The sequence below is a fragment of the Pseudomonas entomophila genome, from assembly GCF_029478665.1.
GTDB classification, from domain to species: Bacteria; Pseudomonadota; Gammaproteobacteria; order Pseudomonadales; family Pseudomonadaceae; genus Aquipseudomonas; species Aquipseudomonas entomophila_F.
The window spans coordinates 1-15614 of sequence record NZ_JARPQB010000072.1; the positions used below are offsets into that span (position 1 = coordinate 1).

The following is a 15614-nucleotide window of genomic DNA, read 5'->3' on the forward strand; positions in this document are numbered from 1 at the left end:
GGTCGGGGGCAAGGGGGCGGGTCGTGGCGATGCGCGGTTGTACATCGCGGGTGATGACGATGATGCCGTTGTCGGCGTACACGGGCACGCTCACGCCGCAGGCCAGTGCGCAACCGACCAGCAGGAGGCTATGGATGCCTTTTTTCGGTGTCCTCACGATGGCAATTCCTTCTTCAGGTCGCTGGCCCGGCTCAGCGTTGCCGGGAAGAAAGCAGAAGGTGTGCCGGTTTTTGTTAATTGATGAGAATCAATGGTTTGCGTTGGAAAGGTGAGGGCGCCAGGAATCCGCTGTATCAACGTTGAGACAGACTTTCGGGCAATTCGTAGCCTGGAGGAGTGTTTACCCCCGCAAACGGGCTTGCGGGGCTGTTTCACCGGCGTGACACTCCAACCCCGGGCGGGCGAGCGACGCCCAGTGACGGGCACTTAGGCCCATGGGGTGTGTCAGCGACTTAACACTCGGTGGCGCAATCCGGTGTTTTCCCATCGAGCAGGCGTTGCACGGCGTTCAAGGCCGCTGCGCTGCGTCGTGGCCAATCACCGCCCACGACCTGGAGAGGCTGCTGGTGGCGTTGCAACCATTGAAGGCTGTCGTCAAAAAACGCCTGGCGCTGGCTCAACTCGGGCTGACAACGCTGGCCATCGCCCACCCAGTCGACACCCATCGGGTCGAGCAGCAGGTGCAGGTCATATCGGCGCTCGAGCAGTGCCTGCTCGAGCCAGGCCGGACAGTCGCCGAACAGCGCCCGGCTCCACAGCAGGTTGCTGAGCAGGTGGGTATCGAGAATCAACAGCTCTGGCCGGCGAATGCGGGCGTTGTCTTCCCAGGCCAGCTGGCCGCGGGCGATGGCGGGAATGTCGGCGTAACAGGTATCGCGGCCTTGCTCGTCGATGAAGTGGCGAACGTATTCGCCGACCAGCTCGCCGCCGAAGTGCGCCTGGATCTCGCCACTGAGCCAGCTCTTGCCACTGGATTCAGGGCCACACAGCACCAGGACCTTCATGCGCCGGCCAGCGCCGGGTCACGGCGCCACTCCAGCCAGCCGCGCACGGCGATCAGGGTGAACAGGGCATACAAGGCTGCGGTGAGATACAGACCCTGGTACAGGAACAGGCCGACAAAGATCACATCCACCACCACCCACAGTGCCCAGCATTGCAGGCGCTTCTGCGCCATCCACAGCTGCGCCACCAGGCTGAAACCGGTCAGCGCGGCATCCAGCCAGGGTTGCGTGGCATTGGTCCAATGGGCCATGGCCGCGCCAAGCAAGAGGCTGCCCAGCAGACCCACGCCCAGTCCGCCGACGATCTGTGGGAGGTCGAGGCTGGAAACCTGGCGGGCATCTTCGACATGGTCGGAGCGGGTCCATTGCCTCCAGCCATAGAGTTGCAGCACTGCGAAGACCAACTGCAGGAGCATGTTCGAGTACAGCTTCTCCTCATAGAAGATCCAGCTGTAGAGCATCACCATCACCAGGCCGATCGGCCAGCACCAGGGGTTTTGCTTGACCGTGAGCCAGACGGCGATGACGCCAAGCGCGGCGGCGAAGAGTTCGAGGCCGGACATCGGCGTTCCTTGGCGAATTCGAGAGTAGGGCAGGGATTGTACCTTGCGGCACGCCAAGTTCCAGTAGGCCGGAGGAAGCTGTCGCCTGTCATTTTTGTCAGTTTCGCTGGTTTGCTGAAGCTGTCAGTTTTCGACTGAGGCGTGAAGCGGCCACTCCGAGTCGGTTTGCGCCCAATGGATTGAACATCAGTCAACGAACTGAATGAGGTCATCATGACTAAGCGACTCGAGAGGCTTTTACCGTATCTGTTTTTCCCCTGGCTGTTGCAACCCCTGGCAGCCACCGCCGAGACCTGTGCCGAAACGCTCAAGACAGTGGAAGCGTTGTACAACAATACCGTCGACCGATGTGAATCGGGCCCGGCATCGAACTGTTCAGGGCTGCTGATCAGGGGAACGCACCGGGCGCCCAAAGGCGAATATGACGTGTGGAACCCCAGCCCGACAGCGCAGAAACTGGGGACCTTTGCAGCGTCCTTTATGCGTGCCGACGGGATCAGCTATGAAGACCCCGGCATGAGCACGCAAAATGGCTACCTCATCGCGCCGTTCGATTTGGTCAAGAAGCCGGAGAACCCCGTGCATGTCTACTGTGCCTTTCCAAACGACGCGTGGACGGATTACCGGGATGATCAGGGGTGTGGCGACAACAAGAACACCACATCGACGCAAGAGCCGGTTTGCCAATCCATGAAACCGCCTATCAATGATGCCAAGGCATGGTTGGCACTGTTCAACAAATATGAGAGGGACAGGGCGCAGGATCAAAGGCAGTGCGGCTTCAACATGCGTGGCCGAAGCGCTGAAGATAACGAAAAGCGCACGGTCGCGTTCCAGCAGTTCATCAAGGCACGGCAAGTCATAAACACGCGCCAGTTCGAGACTCAGACGGAGCTGCGCCTGGGTAATCCGAAAACCGACGAACTACCGATACTGGCGTTCTTCTATAGCGACTCGCGAGGCCTTGAGGACGCCAGGAAAAACGCGGCGGACTACAAGGCAAAGACTGGCAAGGATCGCAACATCGTCAAGATCGACTTCCCCAAAACGCCCAACGGCAAAGCCACGTTCTCGTGCACCGGCACGGCGCCTACACCACCGGCCAGGCAGTATTGCGACAAGTACATTCAATCGAGTACCTGGGTGAAGCGCGATGATCCTAAACTCGGAAAGGATACCTGGACGCTCCAGGTGGTGCCCACCGAGTGCGGGCGAAAAATCCAGGACGATGAAACCGACAGGATGTTCGCCGAGTTGTACAACAAGCACAAAGACGATGATCAGTGGCGGCAATACAGCGTCAATGGTGGATCCCTGCGCCGGCAGATGGTCTGTCACCTGGCGGCAGTCATCGATGGCCGACCGGTACGCGACAAACCGGAATGGAACCTCGAGCCGGCACGCCCCTATGTCGATCACCAGAAGGCGGTAGCGATGCAGTGCAACCCCTATTGAGGGGCTGCTCAAGGCATCAAGCGTGACGAAGTCGTCGACCTGCCCGTGGCATTGGCAGGTCGGCATTTTCATTCAGGCCAGTCAAACCGGATTGCAGCCCTGTGCCTTGGCATCGACTTCGCTCACCGCCGGGCGGTAGGGCTCCAGATTCCAGTCGGCCTTGGTGCGATAGTTGTTCTGCAGGCAGGCCAATTGCACCCGCATGCTACCTTCGCCGCCTTCTTGCCATTCCCGATCTCGGCCGCGAAGCCTGAGCAGTTCCTGGTACAGCTCTTCATTCGGGGCCGCACGTCCGCCCTGGGTGGGCACCACTCGCAGCCCCCAACGCCTTTCGCCAGTCTTGGCATCGGTGAACTGCGACCAGGCCGATGCGGCAATCAGTTTGGACGTAGCGGGAGAGTGAGGATTGCAGCCCGCCTTGGCCGCTTCGGCGTCGCTGACCCTGGGCCGGAATGGCTCGATGTTCCATACCGTCTTGGCTGGGTAGTTGTCGATCAGGCAGGCCAGCTGCTGACGCATGCTGCCAGTGCTGGTTTCACCCTCACGCCACTGCCGGTCGTTGCCACGCAGTTCGAACAGCTCGTCATAGAGTGCCTGTTGGTCATCGACTTGCTTCTGTTTGCCCAGTGCGGTGGGGATGATCACCAACGTCCATTCCTGACGTCCCGAGCCCGGGTCCAGACGCAGCTCCCAGTTGGCGGCCTGGATGTAGTGTTGCTTGATCGGTCCGTTGACGCCCACGCTGACCACTTGGTCGCCGGCCAGGTAACTGAAGCGGTACTGCGCTGGCAGGGTGAAATCCATGCGCAGTACTGGCACGGCATAGCCTAGGATGAACAGTTTGCGTTGGAACTCCTGGGCGACAGGCAGGCCTTGGGTGGGCGTTGCTTTTTTGATATCGCCAATTGTGTTGGCGACGAACGTTGTGTTGGGGTCGTAGACGAACGCGTCGATGTACTTCATGCGTGCACTACCGTCGGTTCCATCGGATGCCGTGCGAATCAGGAACTCATTGAATTGGTCGGGAGTAATCCAGGCTTCACGTTGATTGCCGGGGTTCTGGTGCGTTTGGATCATCGCTTGCCAGTCGCTTGGTTGCTCGGCATTCCAGGAACATTGGCCTTTTTGCACTTGGTTTGTGAAGCGTTTACGCCAGGTTTCGGCGCTATCGACCTGCTCGGTATCGCAGCTGCCATACGCCAGGGTACTGTTCAAGTTGGCTGGAACGGTTGCGGACGCTGGAGGTGGGCTGGGCGGTACGCGTGATGTATCGATGGAGGCCGCCGCATCGGATGCCCCGCAAGGCGCGGTTTCTCCCGGCGGGTACATGCCACAGCCATGCCAGCCGCGTTTGGGGCTGGAGCAGCCGTCGAAGCTGAATACGCAGAGGGCACCGGTTTCCATGACTGGACGTCCCGTATCCCGCGCGTCCATCGGGGTGCGCAGGATGAAACCCGCCGGGCGTACAAGTTTGGTGATGCTCAGATCCTTGCGGATCCAGGTGAACGAGCTTGCTCCGATCTTCACGGCGGTGGGGCTGTAGTCCCAGGGGTTGAAGTTGCCGTTGTCGACCATGCGCAGCGTTACACCACTACAGTAATAGTGCCCGCGCGGCGCACCGGACTCGGGCTCCAAGCAGGCGTCGACCAAATGGTTGTAACTGCGGTTGATGCGTTCGGCAGTCTGTTGTGGATCGAGCGCGTCAGTGATGGTGGGGCCGGCGTAGGCCAGGGGCAAGGGAGACAGTAATGCGAGCGTCAGAGGATACTTGTGCATGGTGGTCACTTCCTGTGATGAGGAAGCGACCACCATCTGTTCTGTTGCCGGGAGCGTCTACTGGCAATACTGCTAGGTCGCCTCTGCTTTCAGACGCGGAACTGGCGCAACAACTGCTCCAGTTCTTCGCTCAAGCGCGCCAGGGACGCACCCGCATCGCTGGACTGGCGCGCCGCCTCGGCGGTCTGCTGCGACAAGTCGGCGGTCTCGGTCACGTTGCGATTGATCTCCTCCACCACGTGCGATTGCTGCAGGGTGGCGCTGGCGATCGAGGCGTTCAGCGCGCCCAGGTTGCCCAGGGCCTGGCTGATGGCGTCGAGGCTGGTGCCCGCTTCGCGGGCTTGCTCTACTGTCTGGCGTGAAGCTTCGCTGCTGGTGTCGATGGCCTTCACCGCCGCTTCGGACTGCCCCTGCAGGTGCTCGATCATGGTCTGGATCTCGGCGGTCGACTGCGCGGTGCGCTGGGCCAGCAGGCGCACCTCGTCGGCGACCACGGCAAAGCCGCGGCCTTGCTCACCGGCCCGGGCCGCCTCGATGGCTGCGTTGAGGGCGAGCAGGTTGGTCTGTTCGGCGATCGAACGGATCACTTCGAGCACACCACCGATCTTCGTGCTGTGGCTGGCCAGTTCGCGGATGACCTGGACCGCCTGGTCGATGGTTGCCGAGAGCCGGTCGATCTGCTGCAGGCTGCCGTGGATCGCCTGCTGGCCGTGGCCGACCTGCTGCTGGGCGTTGCGCATCTCGCTGGCGGCCTGCTCGGCATGCTTGGCCACATCGTGCACGGCGTAGGTGACCTCGTTGACAGCCGTGGCCACCTGATCCATCTGCAGCGACTGCTGGGCGCTGCGGGCCTGGGCGGAGCCGGCGTTGTCGCCGACGTGGCTGGCCGACTCGGCCAGGGCGTGGGCGGCGCCCTGCAACTGGCCGATCACACCTTGCAGCTTGCCGTTGAAACGATTGAAGTGCTCACCCAAGTGAGTGATTTCGTCACGGCCGTGGGTATCCAGGCGGCGGGTCAGGTCGCTTTCGCCACTGGCGATGTTGCCCATGGCCTGCACCGCCTCCTGTAGCGGTTGGGCAATGCTGCGGGCGATGAGCACCACCAGCAGGGTCATCAGCAGGGCGATACCCAGGCCCAGCAGCGAGGCGTCGCGCAACTGGCGAGCGAACTCAGCCTGCACATCGTCGACGTAGACCCCCGAACCGATGATCCAGCCCCAGGGCTTGAACAGCTGGATATAGGAGGTCTTGGCCACGGGGTCGCTGGCCCCGGGCTTGGGCCAGCGGTAGTCGACCGGCCCGGCGCCCTGGCTGCGGGCGAGGGCGACCATCTCGTTGAACACGGCGAAGCCGTCGGGGTCGCGGATGGCGGAGAGGTCCTGGCCATCGAGCTTGGGGTTGGCCGGGTGCATGACCATCCGCGGGGTCAGGTCGTTGATCCAGAAATAGTCGTTCTGGTCGTAGCGCAGGCCACGCACTGCGGTCAGCGCCTGTTGCTGCGCCGCCTCGCGGCTCAGTGTGCCGGCGGCTTCCAGGCCCTGGTAATAGGCCAGCACACCGGCGGCGGTCTGCACCACGTGGCGGGTTTTCTCGGCCTTGGCCTGATACAGGTCGCCATGGATCTGGCGCAGCATCAAAAGCCCCAGTACCACCAGCATGGCCACGGCGACCAGCAGGATCAGCCACAGGCGGCGGCTGATCGACATCGACCTCAGGGTCTTCATGATGCATTACTCCGGTGTTTTTCTTTTTATCCCAAGCATCCAAGCATGCTTTGCCGGCAGTCCCTACTCGACCAACGGCTAAGTGCCCGCCGAGACAATCCGTGTTGTGCAGGTAATGCAAGCCTTCAAAGGGGCGCTCTGCTAGGATTTCGGCCGCGCCAGATGAAACCTTTAGTCCACTGGACTTTTCAGCTGGCTTTGCGAACAACTGTCGCTGTAAAACAGCCTCGCCTTCCATAGGCACGAACATGCAAATCAAAAACAACGGGCCTGCCACCGGCAGCGCTTCACTGGGGGAATGATGGATTTTTGGAGTGCCTTGCAGGCAATCATCTTGGGCGTGGTCGAGGGCCTGACGGAGTTCCTGCCGATTTCAAGCACCGGGCACCAGATCATCGTCGCTGACTTGATCAACTTTGGTGGTGAGCGCGCCATGGCGTTCAACATCATCATCCAGCTCGGCGCCATCCTCGCCGTGGTGTGGGAGTTCCGCCGCAAGATCTTCGATGTGGTGCTGGGGCTACCCACCCAGGCGCCCGCCCGGCGGTTCACCGCCAACCTGCTGATCGCCTTCTTCCCGGCGGTGGTGCTGGGGGTGCTGTTCGCCGACCTGATCCATGAGTACCTGTTCAACCCCATCACCGTGGCTGCGGCGCTGGTGGTCGGCGGGGTGATCATGCTGTGGGCGGAGCGTCGCCAGCACCGCATCGAGGTCGACCATGTCGACGAGATGAGCTGGCACCACGCGTTGAAGATCGGTTTCGTCCAGTGCCTGGCAATGATCCCGGGGACCTCGCGCTCCGGCTCGACCATCATTGGTGGCCTGCTGTTCGGCCTGTCACGCAAGGCTGCCACCGAGTTTTCGTTCTTCCTGGCCATGCCGACCATGGTCGGGGCGGCGGTCTACTCAGGCTACAAGTACCGTGAGCTTTTCCAGCCAGGTGACTTGCCGGTGTTCGCCCTGGGCTTCGTGGTCTCGTTCATCTTTGCCATGATCGCCGTGCGTGCCCTGCTCAAGTTCATCGCCAACCATAGCTACGCGGTGTTCGCCTGGTACCGCATCGCCTTTGGCCTGCTGATCCTGGCGACCTGGGAGTTCGGTTGGGTCGACTGGTCGACGGCGCACGGCTGATGGCGCGTGGGCAGGAAGGCGTGCGCAATGCGCGCCTGAAACTGCTGGTACTGGCTGGGTTATGCCTGTTGCCGGTGCTGGGCGGCCTGCAGATGGGGTTGAATGGCCAGTCCTGGGTACCGTTGGCGTTGTATCCGGCGGTGAGCCTGGTCAGCCTGCTGCTGTACTGGCAGGACAAGCAGCAGGCGCGTACCCAGGCCTGGCGAACCCCGGAAAAGGTGCTGCACGCAAGTGAGCTTCTGGGGGGCTGGCCGGGGGCGCTGCTCGCGCAGCAGTTGTTCCGGCACAAGACCCGCAAGGTGTCGTATCAGGCTGTGTTCTGGGGCATCGTGCTGTTGCACCAGATGTTCTGGGCCGACCATCTGCTGCTGGGCGGGCGCTGGTTGGGTCGGCTGGTGTAATCGCGGCCCCCTGTAGGAGCCGGCCTTGCCGGCGAACACCGGCAAGGCCGGTGCCATCCACCGCGTCGCCTGGTTCGCCGGCAAGCCGGCTCCTACAACGACGCGTCGCCCTCCGTAAGCAACATTCCCACCTGCAAGCGCTTGGGCAACCGTCGCACCACCAGTTGGTGCGAGCGGCGCAGCAGCTCGCTGAGCTCCTCGCGGCCCATGGGGTAGGGGTGCTCCATGCTGATCCACTTGGCCCTTGCCAGGTAAGGCGCCGGGCGGATGCCCGGGCGATCGCAGTAACCCAGGAACAACTCGTCGGCAACCTTGAACGCCAGCCCGTCACCGTTCAACCCCTGTATCGCGAACATCTTGTTGCCCGCCACCGAGAACACCCGGATCCCGCCCCACTTGTAATCTTCCCGTGCTCCAGGCAGGCCCAGGCAATACGCCGCAACCTGCTCGTCGGTCATCCTTTTCTCAGACATAACGCTCTCCACAGGCTTCGAACGAGGCGGCCAGGTGGTCGATCCATACCCTGACCGCAGGCAGTAATCCACGCCGGTGCGGGTAGACCGCTTGCAGGTAGCCGCCCGGCAGCGACCAGTCTGGCAACAGGCGAACCAGTTCGCCACGTTCCAGCTCTTGCTCGCAGAACATGCTCGGCAGCGCGGTGAAGCCCAGGCCCGCGCGCACCGCTGCGTTGCGCACGACAAAATCGTCGATGGCCAGGCGCGGCTCGAGAGCGACATCCTCCTGGCGCCCGTTGGGGCCGAACAGGCGGAAATGTACCAGGCGGTCCGCCTCCGCTGCGCCGAGCACCGGTAGGGTGGCCAATTCGGACGGTTCGCGGATGTGATCGGCGAACCCCGGCGCGGCCACCAGTTGCATCTGCGCCTGGCGCAGGCGACGGGTGACCAGGGCCGGGTCTTCATCGCCCAGGTCACGCACCCGCAGGGCCACGTCGATGCCTTCCGAGATCAGGTCCACTCGGCGATTGAGCAGCACCATGTCCAGCTGTACCAGCGGGTACTGGGCGAGAAAGCGGCTGATCACGTCCGGCAGGAAGGCATGGGCCAGGGCCACCGGGCAAGACACCCGCAACCGGCCACGGGGCTCGCTGGACATGCTGGCCACCACTTCGTCGGCCATTTCCGCTTCCAACAACATGGCCTGGCAATGATGCAGGTAACGCTCGCCAACCGCCGTGAGCTTGAGTTGCCGGGTAGTACGTTGCAGCAGGCGCGTGCCCAGGCGCTCCTCCAGCTCGGCGATGCGCCGCGACAGACGCGACTTGGGGATGCCCAGCTGGCGCCCGGCGGCGGCGAAACCACCGGCTTCGACCACCCGGGCGAAGTAGAAGAGGTCGTTGAGGTCTTGCATATGACAATCTCATTGTTCCACCAGTGGAACAATCTAGCGCGTTTTTGCCGGCTTATCAGTCATTCGCTGTGTCGATAGGATTCTCCCCATCGTGATCGCCCACCGCCGCGGTCTTCTTTCACAGGAGAGTCCCATGAAACTGTTGCATATCGATTCGAGCATCCTGGGCGACAATTCCGCCTCCCGTCAGCTGAGCCGCGAAGTGGTCGAGGCCTGGAAAGCCGCCGAGCCAGGCATCGAAGTGGTCTACCGTGACCTGGCCGCCGACGCCATCAGCCACTTCTCCGCCGCCACCCTGGTGGCCGCCGGCACCCCTGAAGCCGTGCGCGATGCCGCCCAAGCCCATGAAGCCAAGCTCAGCGCCGAAACCCTGGAAGAGTTCCTGGCCGCCGACGCGGTGGTGATCGGTGCGCCGATGTACAACTTCACCGTGCCGACCCAGCTCAAGGCCTGGATCGACCGCGTCGCCGTCGCCGGCAAGACGTTCCGCTACACCGAAGCCGGCCCCGAAGGGCTGTGCGGTGACAAGAAGGTGATCCTGGTTTCCACTGCCGGTGGCCTGCACCAAGGCCAGCCGACTGGCGTCGGCCACGAAGACTTCCTGAAAGTGTTCCTGGGCTTCATCGGTATCACCGACCTGGAGATCGTTCGCGCCCACGGCCTGGCCTACGGTCCTGAGCACCGCGCCAAGGCCATCGACGCCGCCCAGGCGCAGATCGCGGGCGAGCTGTTCGCCGCAGCCTGATCGAGGCGATAAAAAAGCCGATCGTCGCCCCAAGGCGCCGGTCGGCTTTTTTTCATGCTTTTTTCATGTTGGCTGAGCACAACGGGTTCTAAGCTGGCGAGTACGTCCGCCATGCGGGCGTGGGAGCGCCTGCGCATGAACAGATTCCTCACCTTGATTACCTGTGTGCTGCTCGGCAGCCTGATGGCCCAGGCCGACGCCGCGCCGTGGGTGGCCGGGCTGCATCGGCTCACCCTGACTGACCCGGTGGATGCCCGGCCCATGCAGGCGCTGGTGTTCTACCCCTCCAGCGGCGAAGCACGCCCATTGCGCATCGAAGGCTATCAGACCCGGGTCGCAGAAGAGGCGCCGGTGGCCATGGGGCAGTTCCCCTTGCTGGTCATCTCCCACGGTAACGCCGGCAGCCCGATGGCCCTGCATGACCTGGCCAATGGCCTGGCGCGGCAGGGGTTCGTGGTGGTGGCGGTGGTCCACCCCGGTGACAATGGCCGGGATCACAGTCGGCTGGGTACCCTCAGCAATCTCTACGGCCGCCCCTTGCAGATCAGCGCGGCGATCACGGCGGTGCGCGCAGACAAGCTGCTGGCACCTTATCTGAACGATGGCAAGGTTGGCGTGATCGGTTACTCCGCGGGCGGTGAAACCGCGTTGATCCTGTCGGGCGCCCGGCCCGACCTGGAGCGCCTGCGTCGCTACTGCCAGGAACGCCCCACGGACGCCGATGCCTGCAAGACCCATGGGGTGCTGATCGCCGACCACAGCGAGCTGGCCCCACGGGCCGACCCGCGCGTAGGGGCGGTGATGCTGATGGCACCGTTGAGCCTGATGTTCGGCCGTCATGCCCTGGCGAGCGTGCATGTGCCCGCGCTGATCTACAGCGGTGACAACGACCAGTTGCTGGCCCTCGAGCACAATGCCGATGCGCTGGCGCGCAAGCTACCGGTCACGCCGGACTACCGTTTGCTCTCCGGGGCTGGGCATTTCGTGTTCATGGCGCCCTGCGATGATGACCAGCACCTGCGCATGCCTGCGCTGTGCAAGGACGCCGAAGGCGTCGACCGCCGCCATATCCATCGCTCGCTGCGCAGCGAGACCACGGCGTTCTTCAGCCAGGCGCTGGGCGCCCCGGAGCCGGCCGAGCGCTCAGCCGCGACGGGCCAGCAGCAGGGTCAGGGCCACCCCTGACAGCGCCAGCAGGGCGGCGACCGCGAAGATCGAGGCGTATCCCAGGTGCACGGCCACCGCGCCCATCAATGGGCCCGCGATGGCCAGGGCCAGGTCGAAGAACACCGCGTAGGCGCCAAGCCCCGCGCCCCGGCTGCTGCTGGGGACTTGGCGAATCGCCTCCACGCCCAGGGCGGGGTACACCAGCGACAGCCCGAATCCGGTCAGCCCGGCGCCCAGCATTGCCCACAGTGGTGAGGGCGCCAACCACAGCAAGGTCAGCCCCAGTACTTCTGTGGCCATGCAGGTGACCGCTACGTTGTAGCCACCGAAGCGGTTGACCGCATTGACGAACAGCAGCCGCGACAGGATGAAGCACAGGCCAAACGCGCTGAGGCACCAGGCTGCGCCGACCCAGCCGCGTTCAAGATAGTAGAGCGTGACGAAGGTGGTCAGGGTGCCGTAGCCAATCGATGCCAGGGTCAGCCCCAGGCCGCAAGGTGCGACCCGGCCGAACGCCGACCAGAACGGCAGGCGCTCACCGCGTACCACCTGCACTTCAGGGCGAGTGCGAAGCACCAGCAGGGCCATTATCGCCAGCGTCAGCAGGACAGGCCCCAGCACCACGAAGCCCAGGCTGCCTACCAGCAGGACGCCAGCCGGCGCGCCGATGGCAATGGCGCCATACGAGGCGATACCGTTCCACGAGATCACCCGTGCGGTGTGTTCAGGCCCCACCTGGCCGATTCCCCAGCTCAAGGTAGCGACGCCGATCAGCCCCTGGGCGATCCCCAGCAGCAGGCGCCCGCCCAACAACAGCGCCAGGCTCAGCCAGGGCAATGCAAGGGCCCAGGCCGAGAGCAGCGTCAGCGCGCCGCAACCGGCGATACCGTACAACCCGTAGCGAATGGCCCGCTTGCCGCCCAGGGTGTCGGCGACCCGGCCGGCGAATGGGCGGCTGACCAGGGTGGCAAGGTATTGCAGGCCGATGGTCAACCCGGCGATGACCGCGCCGAAGCCCAGCTGGTCGTGCACATGGCCAGGCAGTACCGCGATCGGCAGGCCGATGCAGAGAAAGGCAATGAAGGTATAGAAGACGATGGAGAGGATCTGCAGCGTGATGCCGGAGGTGGGCTGTTGCGCGGTCATGGGATCGTTCGCGGGCAGGCGGTGGGGCGTGGCGCCATGATGGCTGCTGCGTGGTGAAAAAGGAAGCAGGCTAACTAATATTCCGTGTCATACGCATACCCTGTAGGAGCCAGCCTTGCTGGCGAACACCGGCAGGGCCAGTGCCATCCACCGCGTCGCTTGGTTCGCCGGCAAAGCCGGCTCCTACATGGACCGCGCCAGGAAATCAGGGTTGCCGCTCGGCAACGGCCCTGAGCGTTCTGAGCGTGACGACCGGGGCGTCGACCACGAAGCGGTTGGCCAACCAGCCCGGGACATCACCTGCCGGGTCGGCCTGCAGTTCATAAGTTACCTCGGTCAGCCGATCACCCAGAGGCTTCATGACCCATTCGCCCCGCAGATGACGCACGCGGATCAGGCCCGGTTGTTCGGGCAGCCTGCCAGGCTCGGCGCTCAGGTGGCGTACCAGCGAACCATTGTCCAGGCGCTCGGTGCGCACTTTCAGCACGATGTCCCGTGGCAGGGTGGGCCACGGCAGGTTGGTGGTCAGGTAGACCCAGGTGCTGTCACCTTCGACATCGAGCAGGCGCATCTGATCGCAGGCATACAGCCATTTGCAGGCCACCCGCAGGTTTTCCTGCAGGTCGGTGAGGGTGCGTACGCTGGCCTTCATGGTGCTGACACCCCGGAATTGCTGGTAGGGCGATTCGGCGACGGCACTCAGGTAGACACGGATGCCTTCGCGGTCGTAGGCCAGGTTCCAGGTATCGGTGGCCAGGACGGTGGCTGACAGCAGCAAGGCGGCGAGCAGGGGGTAGCGGTTCATGGCCGGTACCGTGCGTGGAGAGGGGATGAGTGGCCAGTATGCGCGGCAAATGGGTGGGTTGCCACGGGGAGAGGTTCGCCGGCAAGCCGGCTCCTACGGGGAGGCGGCTTGCCGATGAAGAGGATCAGCGCTGCGGGTTGAGCGTCAGGTGCACGTGGCGGTTGACGTCCTTGTACAGCAGGTAGCTGAACGGGCCAGGGCCGCCGGAATAGCAGGCCTGTGGGCAGAAGGCGCGCAGCCACATGAAGTCACCGGCCTCGACCTCGACCCAGTCCTGGTTCAGGCGGTACACGGCCTTGCCTTCCAGCACGTACAGGCCGTGTTCCATGACGTGGGTTTCGGCGAACGGGATCACGCCGCCCGGCTGGAAGGTCACGATGTTGACGTGCATGTCGTGGCGCATGTCGGCCATGTCGACGAAGCGGGTGGTCTTCCACGCACCTTCGGTGCCCGGCATCTCGATGACGGTGGCGTTGTCACGGTGGGTGACGAACGACTCGGGTACCGGCAAGCCTTCGACTTTCTGGTAGTGCTTGCGCAGCCAGTGGAAGGTGACGTTGGCCTTGCTGTTGTTGCGCAGGCTCCACTCGGCGCCTGGCGCGAGGAAGGCGTAGCCGCCCGGTACCAGGGTGTGGTGCTTGCCTTCGACGGTGATGTCGATCTGGCCTTCGACCACGAACAGCACCGCCTCGGCGTTCGGGTCCAGCTCAGGGCGCTCGCTGCCGCCTTCGGGGGCGACTTCGACGATGTACTGGGAGAAGGTCTCGGCGAAGCCGGTCAGCGGGCGGGCGATGACCCACATGCGCATCTTGTCCCAGAACGGCAGGTGGCTGGTGACGATGTCACGCATCACGCCCTTGGGGATGACGGCATAGGCTTCGGTGAACATGGCACGGTCAGTCAGCAGCTCGGTCTGAGCCGGGTGCCCACCGTGGGGGGCGAAGTAGGAAGGTTTCGACATGAACGGTCTCGACTTGTTGTTCTCTCCCCATGCCTTTCTCCACACCGGCCGGTGCGTGCAGGGGATGCGTGGACAGCATAAGAGCCTATTCGTGGCATCCACAAATTAAATGTTGAAATACCCGGTATTTGATTTTTGAATTTCTGAACCGGGTGGCTGAAGGAGCACCGCCGCCTGGGCACGCTACTGCAAGCTTCGGGCGATGGCCGCTCTGGCTTGCTGGCGGCGGTGTCTATGTCATTACCTTTGATACCGTGCCCCGTCGGGATTGGAAAAGGCCGTTTGAGTTGGTTTGTCGGCGAAGTGGCTAGTGTCCTGTCTCGGAACTAAGTTGTTCACTTTTGGCGGCGTCTTGGGCGCCCGGCCGGCGTTGCCACTCCTCGCCATAGCCCTGCCATGACTCGTCGCGGCGTTTTGGCCGAACACCCAAGCCACTCGCCAAAAGAGAACGTATTTCCGAGGCAGGACACTAATGCTTTTTGTGGCTATTCAACTGGCGTTGCTCAAGGCGATTGAGCGTTTTTCCTAATTCGCCCAAGCGTGCCATGGTCTGGTTGAATTGGTCTGTATATTTTGAACGCGTAAGAATATATGGCATCAGGCGCTTGGTTGTTTCAATGCCTATGTCTGACGCATGCTCAGGGCCGTCCGCGCTGACCACCTCCCACGTCCCGTTAATTTTGGTCACTGGTTTTCCGAGGTTTTCGAATGCGGTTGTAAATTCATCGTTGATGCTCTCCAGTACATTTCTTGTTTTATCCAAGCTTTTTCTCGCCTGCCCAAGGAGGTCCTCTTTCGTAAGCGCTCCTGCTTTGCTGGCATCGAGAGCGATATTTTTCAGAGTGCTTATTGATATGGAGGGAGCCGATACAGCCTGGTCAGCCACATGTACGACAAGGTCCATAGCCCTGTTTGTCATGTAATCTGCTCCTTTGTCTGCGATATTTTCCTTGGTGAGGAAACTTTCCACCTTGGTTCCGATTAGCGCTCTGAAGCCCTTCGATTTGGCTTGTATGTTTTCTGCAGTGTTCAGGTCCGGGGTTATTGCAGGGGGCGGTATGGCGACGCTAACGGCCAAGCCAGTGACTGCGCTTGCCGTCACAGCCGCAGGCACGCCCCCAATGATTAGAGCCGGCACCGAAACCAAAAAAGACAAGATGGACGAGACTGCGGCTGTGGCCGCGTTTTCAATAATGCCGAAGGCGATATGCTTACGCTTGGAGTAGATAAAGTCATTCAGCTCGTACTCGGCGTTTTGGATAATGTTTCGTGCCTCCACAATGGCATTGAATACATTCATTACGTCCTCTCTGCTTGCTGCTAAGGAAACTCCGAACAAGTTGCCCATCAGCCGGAAATGGACGGCT

15 protein-coding genes and 2 pseudogenes are annotated in these 15614 nt (G+C 62.6%); 6 read left to right on the plus strand and 11 right to left on the minus strand.

Annotated features, from left to right (window positions below; translation table 11 throughout):
- Positions 1 to 452: 452 nt before the first annotated feature.
- Entirely contained in the window at positions 453 to 1004 is a 552-nt protein-coding gene (locus tag P5705_RS24780) for an AAA family ATPase (RefSeq protein WP_277463513.1), read from the minus strand.
- The gene (pnuC, locus tag P5705_RS24785) at positions 1001 to 1567 is read right to left on the minus strand and encodes a nicotinamide riboside transporter PnuC (protein ID WP_277463514.1); all 567 of its coding nucleotides are present in this window, start codon (positions 1565 to 1567) and stop codon (positions 1001 to 1003) included. The genes P5705_RS24780 and pnuC overlap by 4 nt, the downstream gene beginning before the upstream one ends.
- Before the next feature lie 213 nt (positions 1568 to 1780).
- Between pnuC and P5705_RS24790 the strand changes: the two genes are divergently transcribed.
- A complete protein-coding gene (locus P5705_RS24790) occupies positions 1781 to 3022 on the plus strand; it encodes a DUF2599 domain-containing protein (protein ID WP_277463515.1) in 1242 nt (413 codons plus the stop codon).
- Positions 3023 to 3103: 81 nt separating this feature from the next.
- Here the strand turns inward: P5705_RS24790 and P5705_RS24795 are convergent, their stop codons facing one another.
- The 3 genes and pseudogenes from P5705_RS24795 to P5705_RS26510 all read right to left on the minus strand — a co-directional run.
- A complete protein-coding gene (locus P5705_RS24795; protein ID WP_277463517.1) occupies positions 3104 to 4798 on the minus strand; it encodes a DUF2599 domain-containing protein in 1695 nt (564 codons plus the stop codon).
- Positions 4799 to 4887: 89 nt separating this feature from the next.
- The gene (locus tag P5705_RS26505; RefSeq protein WP_431196978.1) at positions 4888 to 5622 is read right to left on the minus strand and encodes a methyl-accepting chemotaxis protein; all 735 of its coding nucleotides are present in this window, start codon (positions 5620 to 5622) and stop codon (positions 4888 to 4890) included.
- A 138-nt stretch (positions 5623 to 5760) separates the two neighbouring features.
- Positions 5761 to 6522: pseudogene (locus P5705_RS26510) on the minus strand (cache domain-containing protein); the annotation flags it as partial.
- Between the two features lie 301 nt (positions 6523 to 6823).
- Here P5705_RS26510 and P5705_RS24805 point away from each other — a divergent pair.
- Together P5705_RS24805 and P5705_RS24810 are read left to right on the plus strand one after the other, a co-directional pair.
- Positions 6824 to 7654: an undecaprenyl-diphosphate phosphatase gene (locus tag P5705_RS24805; RefSeq protein ID WP_277463520.1), complete on the plus strand. Its 831-nt coding sequence runs from the start codon at positions 6824 to 6826 to the stop codon at positions 7652 to 7654.
- Complete coding sequence (locus tag P5705_RS24810) at positions 7654 to 8055, plus strand: DUF1294 domain-containing protein (RefSeq protein WP_277463527.1); 402 nt, start codon at positions 7654 to 7656, stop codon at positions 8053 to 8055. The genes P5705_RS24805 and P5705_RS24810 overlap by 1 nt, the downstream gene beginning before the upstream one ends.
- 92 nt (positions 8056 to 8147) lie before the next feature.
- On the opposite strand, the gene P5705_RS24815 is transcribed toward P5705_RS24810, so the two are convergent.
- Together P5705_RS24815 and P5705_RS24820 are read right to left on the minus strand one after the other, a co-directional pair.
- Positions 8148 to 8528, minus strand: coding sequence for an MmcQ/YjbR family DNA-binding protein (locus tag P5705_RS24815; protein WP_277463521.1), 381 nt, complete (start codon positions 8526 to 8528; stop codon positions 8148 to 8150).
- Complete coding sequence (locus tag P5705_RS24820; RefSeq protein ID WP_252089491.1) at positions 8521 to 9423, minus strand: LysR substrate-binding domain-containing protein; 903 nt, start codon at positions 9421 to 9423, stop codon at positions 8521 to 8523. The genes P5705_RS24815 and P5705_RS24820 overlap by 8 nt, the downstream gene beginning before the upstream one ends.
- A gap of 133 nt (positions 9424 to 9556) precedes the next feature.
- Between P5705_RS24820 and P5705_RS24825 the strand changes: the two genes are divergently transcribed.
- Together P5705_RS24825 and P5705_RS24830 are read left to right on the plus strand one after the other, a co-directional pair.
- Positions 9557 to 10168, plus strand: coding sequence for an FMN-dependent NADH-azoreductase (locus P5705_RS24825; RefSeq protein ID WP_277463522.1), 612 nt, complete (start codon positions 9557 to 9559; stop codon positions 10166 to 10168).
- A gap of 135 nt (positions 10169 to 10303) precedes the next feature.
- Positions 10304 to 11353, plus strand: a complete 1050-nt coding sequence (locus P5705_RS24830; RefSeq protein WP_277463523.1) for an alpha/beta hydrolase family protein — start codon at positions 10304 to 10306, stop codon at positions 11351 to 11353.
- On the opposite strand, the gene P5705_RS24835 is transcribed toward P5705_RS24830, so the two are convergent.
- From P5705_RS24835 to P5705_RS24845, 3 genes are all read right to left on the minus strand, one after another.
- Entirely contained in the window at positions 11312 to 12481 is a 1170-nt protein-coding gene (locus P5705_RS24835; protein ID WP_277463524.1) for an MFS transporter, read from the minus strand. The two genes, P5705_RS24830 and P5705_RS24835, sit on opposite strands and share 42 nt — an antisense overlap.
- A gap of 205 nt (positions 12482 to 12686) precedes the next feature.
- Complete coding sequence (locus P5705_RS24840) at positions 12687 to 13286, minus strand: START domain-containing protein (RefSeq protein ID WP_277463525.1); 600 nt, start codon at positions 13284 to 13286, stop codon at positions 12687 to 12689.
- Between the two features lie 124 nt (positions 13287 to 13410).
- Complete coding sequence (locus P5705_RS24845; RefSeq protein WP_110994410.1) at positions 13411 to 14247, minus strand: bifunctional allantoicase/(S)-ureidoglycine aminohydrolase; 837 nt, start codon at positions 14245 to 14247, stop codon at positions 13411 to 13413.
- Between the two features lie 150 nt (positions 14248 to 14397).
- Here P5705_RS24845 and P5705_RS24850 point away from each other — a divergent pair.
- Positions 14398 to 14497, plus strand: a pseudogene (locus P5705_RS24850) (IS5/IS1182 family transposase); the annotation flags it as partial.
- A 219-nt stretch (positions 14498 to 14716) separates the two neighbouring features.
- Here the strand turns inward: P5705_RS24850 and P5705_RS24855 are convergent.
- On the minus strand, positions 14717 to 15614 hold an 898-nt coding region (locus tag P5705_RS24855; protein ID WP_277463526.1), incomplete at its 5' end, for a hypothetical protein.

Excerpts from the sequence above, each read along its gene's own strand:
- P5705_RS24835 (WP_277463524.1), bottom strand. The coding sequence starts at position 12,481 with ATGACCGCGCAACAGCCCACCTCCGGCATCACGCTGCAGATCCTCTCC.
- P5705_RS24840 (WP_277463525.1), bottom strand. The coding sequence starts at position 13,286 with ATGAACCGCTACCCCCTGCTCGCCGCCTTGCTGCTGTCAGCCACCGTC.
- P5705_RS24795 (WP_277463517.1), bottom strand. The coding sequence starts at position 4,798 with ATGCACAAGTATCCTCTGACGCTCGCATTACTGTCTCCCTTGCCCCTG.
- P5705_RS24810 (WP_277463527.1), top strand. The coding sequence starts at position 7,654 with ATGGCGCGTGGGCAGGAAGGCGTGCGCAATGCGCGCCTGAAACTGCTG.
- pnuC (WP_277463514.1), bottom strand. The coding sequence starts at position 1,567 with ATGTCCGGCCTCGAACTCTTCGCCGCCGCGCTTGGCGTCATCGCCGTC.
- P5705_RS24780 (WP_277463513.1), bottom strand. The coding sequence starts at position 1,004 with ATGAAGGTCCTGGTGCTGTGTGGCCCTGAATCCAGTGGCAAGAGCTGG.
- P5705_RS26505 (WP_431196978.1), bottom strand. The coding sequence starts at position 5,622 with ATGGATCAGGTGGCCACGGCTGTCAACGAGGTCACCTACGCCGTGCAC.
- P5705_RS24845 (WP_110994410.1), bottom strand. The coding sequence starts at position 14,247 with ATGTCGAAACCTTCCTACTTCGCCCCCCACGGTGGGCACCCGGCTCAG.
- P5705_RS24830 (WP_277463523.1), top strand. The coding sequence starts at position 10,304 with ATGAACAGATTCCTCACCTTGATTACCTGTGTGCTGCTCGGCAGCCTG.
- P5705_RS24815 (WP_277463521.1), bottom strand. The coding sequence starts at position 8,528 with ATGTCTGAGAAAAGGATGACCGACGAGCAGGTTGCGGCGTATTGCCTG.
- P5705_RS24825 (WP_277463522.1), top strand. The coding sequence starts at position 9,557 with ATGAAACTGTTGCATATCGATTCGAGCATCCTGGGCGACAATTCCGCC.
- P5705_RS24790 (WP_277463515.1), top strand. The coding sequence starts at position 1,781 with ATGACTAAGCGACTCGAGAGGCTTTTACCGTATCTGTTTTTCCCCTGG.
- P5705_RS24820 (WP_252089491.1), bottom strand. The coding sequence starts at position 9,423 with ATGCAAGACCTCAACGACCTCTTCTACTTCGCCCGGGTGGTCGAAGCC.
- P5705_RS24805 (WP_277463520.1), top strand. The coding sequence starts at position 6,824 with ATGGATTTTTGGAGTGCCTTGCAGGCAATCATCTTGGGCGTGGTCGAG.